This window comes from Mesorhizobium sp. M0514 (genome assembly GCF_040321145.1).
Taxonomy (GTDB): domain Bacteria; phylum Pseudomonadota; class Alphaproteobacteria; order Rhizobiales; family Rhizobiaceae; genus Mesorhizobium.
In genome coordinates this window covers 1-10,851 of the sequence record NZ_JAMYQZ010000129.1, presented here as the reverse complement: position 1 = coordinate 10,851, position 10,851 = coordinate 1, and the positions used below count along the sequence as shown (strand labels likewise).

The following is a 10,851-nucleotide window of genomic DNA, read 5'->3' as shown; positions in this document are numbered from 1 at the left end:
CTTGGCGGGTGTAGATCTCGCCCTTGAAGTCGAGCACGCCGATCATCTCGCGGCCGGTCGATTTGTTGAATTCCTCGACCTCGGGCATCGGCTCGGTGAGCAGGTACATGTGCTCCATGGCCAGCACCGGCAGTTCGACGCCGACCATGCGGCCGATCTCGCGCGCCCACAGGCCGCCGCAGTTGACGACATGCTCGGCGTGGACGGTGCCCTGTTCGGTGACGACGTTCCAGGTGCCGTCAACTTCCTGCGTCAGTTCGACGACGCGGTTGCGCAGCACGATCTCGGCGCCCAGCTTCTTGGCCGCCTTGGAGTAGGCGATCGTCGTGCCGGAGGGATCGAGATGGCCTTCGACCGGATCCCACATGGCGCCGACGAAATTGGTCTCGTCCATCAGCGGGAACATCGCCTTGGCTTCGGAGGGCGTGATCAGTTCGGTGTCCATGCCGAGATAGCGGCCCTTGGCGTGGGCCAGGCGCAGAAAATCCATGCGCTCGGGCGTATCGGCCATCATCACGCCGCCGGTCAGATGCAGCGAGCAGGACTGGCCGGAGATTTCCTCGATCTCCTTGTAGAGCTGCACCGTATAGGCCTGCAGCTTGGCGACGTTGGGATCGCCGTTCAGCGTGTGGAAGCCGCCGGCTGCGTGCCAGGACGAGCCGGAGGTGAGCTCGGAACGCTCGATCAGCATGATGTCGGTCCAGCCGGCCTTGGCCAGATGGTAGAGCACCGAGCAGCCAACGACGCCGCCGCCAATGACAACCGCTTTAACGTGAGATTTCATGAGAGATAGGTCCGTTTTTTAAGAGATTGAATCGAATGGGCGTGGCGTGAAAACAAAGCGGAGATCGGCCGCAGCGACGTTCTCGGCCAACCTGCCATCAAGCGCGGCAAGGATGGTTTCGCAGACGGAAGTGCGATGGTTCAGGACGTCATGGTTCCAGAGACGCAGGATCGAATGGCCTTGCGCGCGCATGAAATCGTCACGGCGACGGTCATAGGAGCTGCCGGCGTGTTGATGGCCGTCGATTTCCACGACAAGCCATTTTTCGCGGCAGGCGAAGTCTGCAAAAAAGGGTCCGATGAAAAACTGGCGGGTGAAGCGATAGCCGCCAAGCTTGCGCGCCTTCAATTCAAGCCATAGCAATGCTTCCGCCTGATTGCCGCCTTGCCTCAGCGTTCGCGCGCGTTGGGTGGTGCCCATCTTGCGGCGACTGCGGGTTTCATGAGCGCCGTCCCCCACTCCGTCGCCGCTTCGCGGCGCCACCTCTCCCCCCTCCGGAGGGAGAGGAAGGGAGCCAGCCCGCATAAATTCGCGCCCTTGCATAGGCTCGCGCCTTTCCTCTCCCCCGTCGATCGGGGGAGAGGTGTCGAGCGAAGCTCGACGGAGTGGGGGTCGACTGTTCATCAACAACATTGATCAAAAATCGGTCGGCGCGCCGCCTTCGGACGTGCGCTTTTCGACGAAGTCGTTGAGCTCTTCGCGGATCGCCGGGTCCATATAGGGTTCCTCGTAGGATGCCAGCCGCTCCTTCCAGACCTTGTTGGCCTTTTCCAGCGCGGTCGGCGATCCGGCTTCGGCCCAGGTTTCGAAATTGCGCCAGTCGGAGAGGATGGGCGAGTAGAAGGCTGTCTTGTAGCGGTCCTGCGTGTGCTGGGTGCCGAAGAAATGGCCGCCGGGGCCGACCGACTGGATGGCGTCGAAGCCGAGCGCTTCGTCGGACAGGTCGAGCGGGGTGAGGAACTCGGCCACCATCTGCAACAGGTCGATGTCCAGGATGGTCTTCTCGTAGGAACAGCGCAGGCCGCCTTCGAGCCAGCCGGCGCCGTGCATCATCAGATTGCCGCCGCCCTGGATGGCGCCCCACAGCGAGAACACGCTTTCATAGGCTGCCTGCGCGTCGACCGTGTTGGCGGCGCAGGTATTGGAGGTGCGGTAGGGGATCTTGTAACGGCGGGCAAGCTGGCCGCCGACAAGCTGCGCCTTCATATATTCAGGCGTGCCGAAGGCCGGCGAGCCTGACTTCATGTCGACATTCGAGGTGAAGCCGCCATAGCCAACCGGCGCGCCCTTTCTCACCATCTGGGCAAAGGCGATGCCGGACAGCGCCTCGGCATTTTGCTGCACCAGCGCACCGGCGATGGTCACCGGCGCCATCGCGCCGGACAGGGTGAAGGGCGTGATGACGACGACCTGACCCTTGCTCGACATCTGGATGATGCCTTCCATCATCGGCACATCCAGTTTCAGCGGCGAGTTGGTGTTGATGATGGTGAAGACGGACGGCTCTTCGAGCATCTGCTCATGGCTGATGCCGCGGGCGATCCTGGCGATCTCGATGCCGTCGACATTGCGCTCCTTGCCGAGCGAATAGATGTGGAACACCTTGTCGGTCAGCGTGGCGAGGTCGCGGATGCATTCGAGGTGGCGCACCGACGGGTGGATGTCGGTCGGCTCGACCGGATAGCCGCCGGTGCAGTTCAGGATGTTGTGCATCTGTGCCAGGCGCAGGAAGTTGCGGTAGTCCTGCTGGTTGCCCGGACGGCGGCCGCGATCGAGGTCGGAGCAGTTCGGTGCCGACGCCATCATCGACAGGATCACATTGTTGCCGCCGAAGCGCACATTGTGCGCCGGGTTGCGGGCATGGAGCGTGAATTCCGACGGGCAGTTGGAGATGAGATCGAGGATCATGTCGCTGTCGAAGCGCACGCGCTCGCTGCCCTCGCGGACATCAGCGCCATTTTCCTTCATGATGCGGCGCGCTTCGTCATGCAGCACGTCGACGCCTATTTCCCTCAAGACGCGCAGCGAGGCGAGGTGGATCGATTCCAGCTCGTCGTCCGAGATCAGCTTGGTCGGCGTCAGCGGATTTCTCAGTTGTCGAAAAGCCGGCTGTTCGAAGGCGGCCGAGCCGCCGGCGCGCTTGCCCGCACGGCCACCGCGACGGGCACGGTCGGCTGCCAAAGGCGGTTCGGCTGGATGCAGGGCGGCGGTCATGATGGTCCTCGTACGATGCTGGTAGCGGGCGGCATAATGGACCGGCGGCTGTCCGGCCATTGCGGAGGCGGCGACCACTAGGACGAGGGAAGCGACATGCCCGAACGGCAGTCCGATAGCTGACAACCTTGCCGGGGATTGGCGGACAGGACGCGCCCACTGCGGCTCTTGGCGCAAGGGGATTTCAGGCGCGGCCCTTCCTTTCCCTAAATCGAACCGCTAGCTCAATGGTTTGCCGCTGGATCGGGCCGGCAATTCATGTGGAAGGCATCATGGCTGCGACCGGTTCGAGCGATGGCGAAGCGGGGACGCAATGGGCGGCGCTTGCCGGCGTAACTGCCGCCCTCGCGATGTTCGGTGCGGCGCAAGGGCTGAGCTCGCCGCTGTTTACGCTGCTGATGCAGAAGCAAGGCATGTCGCCGGCGCTGATCGGCTTGTCGGCAGCGATGATGCCGCTTGGCCTGATCCTTTCGGCCTCGTTCGTGCCGGCAGCCGTTCGGCTGGTCGGCGCGCGCAACCTGGCTGTGGGTTGCTCATTGATTGGGGCGCTGTGCTTCCTCGGCATCGGCTACCTGCAGGACTGGGTGGGCTGGTTCGTCATCCGCTTCATCATCGGTATCGTCATCAACCCGCTCTATATACTGGGCGAAGTATGGGCGCTGTCGCTGGCGCCGCCGTCGCGCCGCGGCAGGGTGATGGGGGCATTCAACACCGTGCTGGGCGCTGGCTATGCTGCGGGGCCTTTGGTCCTGACCGCGGTTGGGATATCGGGCTGGGTTCCTTTCCTGGTCGGCATGGCCGGCTTCATCCTGTGCGCCGCGATCCTTCGTGCTGTTTCGTCAAGCCTCGCCGGCTTCGAGGATGACGGCCAATTGCCCGGCGGCTTTTTCGGTTTCGCCAGGCTGGCGCCGGCGCTGTTGTTTGCCGTGCTGGTTTCGGCGGCGGTCCAGCAGGGCACCTACGCTTTGATGCCGGTCTTCGGTGCCGCCTATGGCCTGCCCGAAAGGACGCTGGCGGCCCTGGTGATGGCACTGTCGCTGGGAAACATCTTCCTGCAAATCCCGCTCGGCCTGCTGGCCGAGCGTTTCGGCGGGCGGGCGATGATCATCTTCTGTGCGTTGGCGACAACGACCTGCGCGGTTTTGCTGCCGTTGCTGATCACGATGCCGGCGATCTGGCTCGTCCTTCTCGTCATGGGCGCTGTCGGCTACGGCGTCTACACCATGGCGCTGGTGGAACTCGGCAGCCGCTTCAGGGGAACCGTGCTGGTCGCCGGCAACGCCGCCTTCGCATTGATGTGGGGCGCCGGCGGCATTGTCGGCCCGCCTGGCGCCGGTGCCTTGATGCAGATCATCGGTCCGCTCGGTCTGCCGGTGGTGATCGCCGGACTCGACGCGCTGCTGGTGAGCTTCGCGCTCTATCGATCGTTCAAGCGCCAAAACTCCTGACGGCCCAAAAGCTCCTGACAGGCCTTGTCTGGAGCAAACGGTTTTTCGCGGGGCGGGGCTTACCCGCGTCGGACAGAAAAGCTAGTCCTGAACCTGGTTTAGGTGCCAATGATGAACCTGGCGGAAGCTGACAACGAGAAGATGCAGTGGGCGGCGATCAGCGGCGTGATCGCGACCGTCTCGGTGTTCGCCATCGCGCAAGGCCTGTCCTATCCGCTGCTGAGCTTCATCCTGCAACGCCAAGGCGTTTCGCCGGCCATCATCGGGCTCTCGGCGGCAATGACGCCGATCGGCTTCATTGTCTCGTCGCCGCTGATCCCGGCACTGGCGCGCCGGTTCGGGGCAGGGCGCACCGCGCTTACCTGCGCGGCGCTTTCGGCTATTGTGCTTGCGCTGATCGGCTGGACGCAGAATGTCTATCTGTGGTTTCCTCTGCGCTTCTTGATCGGGGTGGTGACCAATCCGCTCTATGTCTTGAGCGAAATCTGGGTCATTGCACTGGCGCCGCCATCGCGCCGCGGTCGCGTCATGGGTGTCTATTCAACCATCATCTCGGCCGGCTTCGCTGCCGGGCCGCTCTGCCTGCTCGCTGTCGGCACCGTGGGATGGCCGCCATTCCTGGTGGGGATCGCCGCCTTCATCTTCTGCGGCGCCTGCCTGGCGCTGGTGCTGCCGCGACTGCCGAAGGTCGACGAAGCCGGGCACAGGGTTTCGGTCATGGGCTTCGTGCCACTGGCATGGCTACTGCTGTCGGCGGTGGTCGTTGCCGCCGGTTTCGAACAGGGCGTGCTGGCGCTGCTGCCGGTCTACGGCACGCACTATGGCATCGCGGAAGCGCGCATGTCGGCGCTGCTGTCGGTGATGATCGCCGGCAACATCGCCATGCAGGTGCCGCTCGGCTTGCTGGCGGAACGGCTGACGGCGCGGCTGGTGCGATTCATCTGCGTCGTGGTGACGGTGCTGGGCTGCGCCCTGTTGCCGCTGCTCATCGAGACGCCGCTGATCTGGCCTTGCGTCTTTATCTGGGGCGCGGTCTCCTATGGCATCTACACCATGTCGATCATCGAGCTCGGCGACCGCTTTACCGGCTCGGCGCTGGTCGCCGGCAATGCCGCCTTCTCCCTGATGTGGGGCGTCGGCGGCATCGTGGTGCCGCCGCTGGCGGGTGGCGTCATGGATGTGATCGGCGCCTCCGGCCTGCCGATCACGCTGGGCACGATTTGTCTGGCACTGGCTGTGGCCACGGTCCTGCGCCGGCGGATGGTTTGAGGCCGCATTCCCCCGATGACCTGACGTACCATCTTGAATAAAACCGCTTGCAACGCGATGTAGGCAGGGCTGCCCGCCACTAGCCTGGAGACCATGCGTGACCCAATCGACGACAAAACGCCAGACGGATGCCACCGTGGAGGACAAGTTCCTCTGGTTGGAGGACCGGACCAGCAAGGAATCGCTCGACTGGGTGCATCGCCAGAACGAGATCACCGTGGCCGAACTACAGGGCGATCCGTCCTACCAGGCGGCGTTCGAGACGGCGCTCGACCTGATGACGGCCGAAGACAACATCGCTGTGGGCGCCGCGCTCAACGGCCAAGTCTATAATTTCTGGCAGGACAAGACCAATGTGCTCGGCCTCTGGCGCCGCACGACGGTCGCCTCCTACAAGACCGAAAAGCCCGTGTGGGAGACGATCATCGACTTCGACGTGCTGTCGGCCAAGGAGGGGGTGAAGTGGGTGTTCAGCGGCGCCAGCCGCCTTTACCCCGATTTCAACCTTTGCCTGGTGGCGATGTCGCCGGATGGCGGCGATGCCAGCGAGATGCGGGAATTCGACATCGAGACCAAATCATTCATCGAGGGCGGCTTCCGCGCTCCGGCCTCGAAATCCGGTTTTTCCTGGCTGGACAAGGACACGGTCATTGTCTCGGCTGCCTTCGATGAAGACGACAAGACCCAGTCCGGCTATCCGCGCGTCGTCAAGCTGTGGAAGCGCGGTACCCGGTTGGAGGAGGCGACGCCGATCTTCGAGGCCGAGAAGCAGGATCTCGCGGCCGGCGCGGGGGTCGAGCATGATGGCGACAGGCAGTATTTGTTTCTGGCCCGCACGATCGCCTTCTTCTCCTCGCACAGTTTTCTGCGCCTGCCGTCGGGCGAAAACCGCCGCATCCCGTTGCCCGACGATGTCACCGACACCGCGCTGTTCAAGGGCCGGTTGGTGTTCGGGGTGCGCAGCCCATGGACGGCGCCGGGCGGCACTGAGTGCTTGCCGGACGGCCTCTATTCCTTCGATTTCGAACACTGGATCGACACCGGCGACCTGGGCCCTGTTGAAACCATGCTCGCGCCAGCGCACCGTGTTTCGGTCGCCGGCATTGCCCGCACTCAGGACCGGCTGTTCATCAATCTGATGGACAATGTGCGCGGCAAGGTCGTTGTCGCCGAGCGCAGCGGCGACCGCTGGTCGCTGAAGCCGGTGGCGCTGCCCGATAACGGCAATGTCGGCATCGGGCATGCCGAGCATTTCGGTTCCAGCGTCTCCTTCTCCTTCACCGATTTCCTGACGCCGAGTTCGATCATCTGGTCGGATGATAACGGGGCGACGCTGGCCACCGTGAAATCGCAGCCGGCTCGGTTCGACGCCGCGCCGCTGGTCTCCGAACAGTTCGAGGCGCGCTCGAAGGACGGCACAATGGTCCCGTATTTCGTCGTCAGGCGGCGCGACCAGAAGGGTCCGGTGCCGACGCTGCTCTACGGCTATGGCGGCTTCGAAATACCGCTGCTGCCCGGCTATGCCGGCGTGCGCGGCAGGCTGTGGCTGGAAAAGGGCAACGCCTATGTGCAGGCCTGCATCCGCGGTGGCGGCGAGTTCGGGCCGGCCTGGCATCAGGCCGCGCTGAAGGGCAATCGCCAGACTGCCTTCGACGATTTCGCCGCGGTGGCGCAGGACGTCGTCAGGCGCGGCATAGCCACGGCTGCTTCCCTCGGCATCCAGGGCGGCTCGAATGGCGGCCTGCTTACCGGCGTTTCCCTGACGCAGCATCCCGAACTGTTCGGCGCCGTCATCATCGAGGTGCCGCTGCTCGACATGCTGCGCTACACCGAACTGCCGCCAGGCGCCTCGTGGATCGGCGAATATGGCGATCCGGCAAAACCGGAAGAGGCCAACTGGCTCGCCGCCTATTCGCCGTACCATCATGTCTCGGCCGATGCCGTCTATCCCCCGGTGCTGCTCACGACATCAACCGCCGACGACCGCGTCCATCCCGGCCATGCCCGCAAGATGGCGGCGAAGCTGCAGGAAGCAGGTCACGGCAAGACGTTGTTCTTCGAGGAGACGGAAGGCGGCCATGGCGGGCGCGGCGACCGCCGGCCGCAAGCGGCGCAAACCGCCATGAAATACGTGTTCCTGCAAAGGGTATTGAGCGGCACCGCTTGAATTCCGGGCCTCGGGCGGCATAGACTGCCGCCATGGTCTACATGAGCACATCCGGCGCCTTCGGGGTCGCGGTGACACCGTCGCCGCGCACGCTGCGCGCCGAACTGCTCAGGCTGTGCGCCCGCATCGGCTATTCGCCGCCCGCCGTCCTCTGACGAAGTCGCCCCGGCAGCTTGCCGGTTTGATTCCAGAGGAAAGAGCAAACCTATGACTTACCAGAACTATTCGCTGAAGCAGCTTCAGCAGATTGACGCCGCGCATCATCTGCATCCCTTCACCGACCACAGGGAATTGCGCGAGACCGGCTCGCGCATCATCACCCACGCCAACGGCCCGTTCATCTACGATGCCGACGGCACCGAAATACTCGACGGCATGGCCGGGCTGTGGTGCGTCAATGTCGGCTATGGCCGCGACGAGCTGGCCGACGCCGCTTACGCGCAGATGAAGGAATTGCCCTACTATAATTCCTTCTTCAAATGCTCGACGCCGACGCCCGTGCTGCTGTCGAAGAAGCTGGCCGAGCTGGCGCCCAAGGGCATCAGCCAGGTTTTCTACGGCTCCTCCGGCTCGGAGGCCAACGACACGGCGCTGCGGCTCGTGCGCCACTATTGGGTGCTGGAAGGCAAACCGGAGAAGAACCGCATCATCTCGCGCAAGTCGGCCTATCACGGCTCGACCGTCGCCGGCACGTCGCTCGGCGGCATGGATTTGATGCACAAGCAACTCGGCGGGGCGGTTCCCAACATCGTCCATGTGATGATGCCCTATGCCTATGAGTTGGGGCTGCCCGGCGAAAGCGACCATGATTTCGGCCTGCGCGCCGCCAAGGCGGTCGAGGATGCCATTCTGGAGGCCGGCGCCGACAAGGTCGCGGCCTTCATCGGCGAGCCGGTGATGGGGGCGGGCGGGGTGAAGATACCGCCGATGAGCTACTGGCCGGAAGTGCAGCGAATCTGCCGCAAATACGATGTGCTTTTGATGCTGGACGAGGTCATCACCGGCTATGGCCGCACCGGCGAATGGTTTGCGGCGCAGACCTTCGGCGTCGAAGCCGACACCATCACCACGGCTAAGGCACTGACCTCTGGCTATCAGCCGCTGTCGGCGCTGCTGGTCGGCGACCGTATCGCGGCGACGCTGGTCGAAAAGGGCGGCGAATTCTACCACGGCTATACCTATTCGGGTCACCCGGTGGCCTGCGCGGTGGCGCTGAAGAATCTCGAGATCATGGAGCGAGAAGGCCTGGTCGACAGGGTCAGGAACGACACTGGACCTTACTTCGCCCAGGCGCTGCAGGAGCGCATTGCCGGCCACGAACTGGTAGGCGAGGTGCGATCGATCGGGCTGATGGGCGCGGTCGAGATCGTCAAGGACAAGGCGACCAAGGAGCGCTTCCTGCCGGCGGGCAGTGCCGCCGTCACCGTCCGCGACCACGCCATCGCGCAAGGCCTGATGCTGCGCGCCACCGGCGACACGATGATCCTGTCGCCGCCGCTGATCTGGACCCGCGCGACGATCGACATGGCTTGCGATCGCATCGCCAAAGCGCTGGATCTGGCGCAAGCGGATTTGCGCAAGAAGTAGATGGAACGACAGCCGGGCGCCTTGCAATCAGGGCGCCCGGACTGTGCGCCTGCTTATCGTCAGGGTCGACGGGGTCAGCGCACCGATCGTGCTGGTCAATGAAGACCATCAGGCAATTCCGAACGCTGCAATCGGAATATAATTCAGACCGAGCAGTATAGTACTGCAAGACGCAAAAACCGCGCTCCATGGGAACGCGGCTTTGCCAGATACGCATGGCATTTCGCCAACAATACACTTGCGAAACTTACGGGCTCCGGTACGCGAGACCTGATCCGGAGCGCCGGGCGGATGCGATATGTCCGCCTCGCCATCCGTTATATAGGCACATCGTTACCGCCGGGTTATCGAGAGCTTAAGCAAATCTAAATTTGCAATTTTTCCGCGCAATAAAAATCGAGAAAAGCGCTGCCAAATTCGAAACTTATAGAGAACTGCCGCGAAGGAAATTTATGATGCCGGAAAAATCGTCGCCGCCATTTCCCTGGGCGTTGAACAGCGCATAAAGCTGGGCCGCTACGGCCCCCATCGGCGTCACCGCGCCGGCGCTTTGGGCGGCTTCCTGCGCCAGTTTCAGGTCCTTCAGCATGAGTGCCGCGGCAAAGCCCGGTTTGTAGTCGCGGTTGGCGGGTGAGGCCGGCACGGGACCCGGCACCGGGCAGTAGGTGGTCAGCGACCAGCACTGGCCCGACGAGGTCGAGGCAACGTCGAACAGCGCCTGATGCGAGAGGCCGAGCTTTTCGGCCAGCACGAAAGCCTCGGCAACCCCGATCATCGAAATGCCGAGCATCATGTTGTTGCAGATTTTGGCTGCCTGACCGGCGCCGTCGTCGCCGCAATGGACGATGCGGCCTGCCATCGGCTTCAGGACCGGTTCGGCCTTGGCGAAGGCATCCTTGGCGCCGCCGGCCATGAAGGTCAGTGTTCCCGCAGCAGCACCGCCGGTGCCGCCGGAGACGGGGGCGTCGATCGAATGCAGCCCGTGTTCCCTTGCTACGGCATGCGCCTTGCGGGCCGACTCGACATCGATGGTCGAGGAATCAATGAACAGGGCGCCTGGTTTGGCCTTGGGTGTGATGTCCTCGTAGACCGAGAGCACGTGCTTGCCGGCGGGAAGCATGGTGATCACGACATCAGCGTCTTTCACCGCCGCCACGGCATTCGCCGTGACAATGACGCCATGCTCGTGGGCGACGGTGAGGTTTTCCGGCATCAGGTCAAAGCCGTGCACCGTGTGCCCCGCTTTGACGAGATTGGCAGCCATCGGGTTGCCCATATTGCCGAGACCAATGAAGGCGATGGTGGTCATAGCGGTGCTCCATGATGAGTAGGCAGTAGGCAGTAGGCAGTAGGCAGTAGGCAGTAGGCAGTAGGCAGTAGGC

The 10,851-nt window shown here is 63.5% G+C and carries 9 protein-coding genes; 5 read left to right on the top strand and 4 right to left on the bottom strand.

The window, feature by feature from the left end:
- From NKI61_RS30530 to NKI61_RS30520, 3 genes are all read right to left on the bottom strand, one after another.
- A partial coding sequence (locus NKI61_RS30530; RefSeq protein WP_352842082.1) for an NAD(P)/FAD-dependent oxidoreductase occupies nucleotides 1-784 on the bottom strand: 784 nt, incomplete at its 3' end.
- Between the two features lie 18 nt (nucleotides 785-802).
- Nucleotides 803-1,267 (bottom strand): endonuclease domain-containing protein, encoded by a 465-nt coding sequence (locus NKI61_RS30525; protein ID WP_352842080.1) that lies wholly within the window; start codon nucleotides 1,265-1,267, stop codon nucleotides 803-805.
- Nucleotides 1,268-1,420: 153 nt separating this feature from the next.
- The gene (locus NKI61_RS30520) at nucleotides 1,421-2,998 is read right to left on the bottom strand and encodes a trimethylamine methyltransferase family protein (RefSeq protein WP_023714360.1); all 1,578 of its coding nucleotides are present in this window, start codon (nucleotides 2,996-2,998) and stop codon (nucleotides 1,421-1,423) included.
- A gap of 272 nt (nucleotides 2,999-3,270) precedes the next feature.
- Between NKI61_RS30520 and NKI61_RS30515 the strand changes: the two genes are divergently transcribed.
- The 5 genes from NKI61_RS30515 (at nucleotide 3,271) to NKI61_RS30495 (ending at nucleotide 9,469) form a co-directional block, all read left to right on the top strand.
- Nucleotides 3,271-4,446, top strand: coding sequence for an MFS transporter (locus NKI61_RS30515; RefSeq protein ID WP_023691026.1), 1,176 nt, complete (start codon nucleotides 3,271-3,273; stop codon nucleotides 4,444-4,446).
- Between the two features lie 111 nt (nucleotides 4,447-4,557).
- Entirely contained in the window at nucleotides 4,558-5,715 is a 1,158-nt protein-coding gene (locus NKI61_RS30510; RefSeq protein WP_352445985.1) for an MFS transporter, read from the top strand.
- 97 nt (nucleotides 5,716-5,812) lie between these two features.
- Complete coding sequence (locus NKI61_RS30505) at nucleotides 5,813-7,882, top strand: prolyl oligopeptidase family serine peptidase (RefSeq protein ID WP_352842078.1); 2,070 nt, start codon at nucleotides 5,813-5,815, stop codon at nucleotides 7,880-7,882.
- 32 nt (nucleotides 7,883-7,914) lie between these two features.
- A complete protein-coding gene (locus tag NKI61_RS30500) occupies nucleotides 7,915-8,037 on the top strand; it encodes a hypothetical protein (protein WP_023670422.1) in 123 nt (40 codons plus the stop codon).
- Between the two features lie 52 nt (nucleotides 8,038-8,089).
- Complete coding sequence (locus NKI61_RS30495; protein WP_352762303.1) at nucleotides 8,090-9,469, top strand: aspartate aminotransferase family protein; 1,380 nt, start codon at nucleotides 8,090-8,092, stop codon at nucleotides 9,467-9,469.
- Nucleotides 9,470-9,893: 424 nt separating this feature from the next.
- Here the strand turns inward: NKI61_RS30495 and mmsB are convergent, their stop codons facing one another.
- Nucleotides 9,894-10,778, bottom strand: coding sequence for a 3-hydroxyisobutyrate dehydrogenase (gene mmsB / locus NKI61_RS30490; RefSeq protein WP_023681758.1), 885 nt, complete (start codon nucleotides 10,776-10,778; stop codon nucleotides 9,894-9,896).
- Between the last annotated feature and the right edge of the window lie 73 nt (nucleotides 10,779-10,851).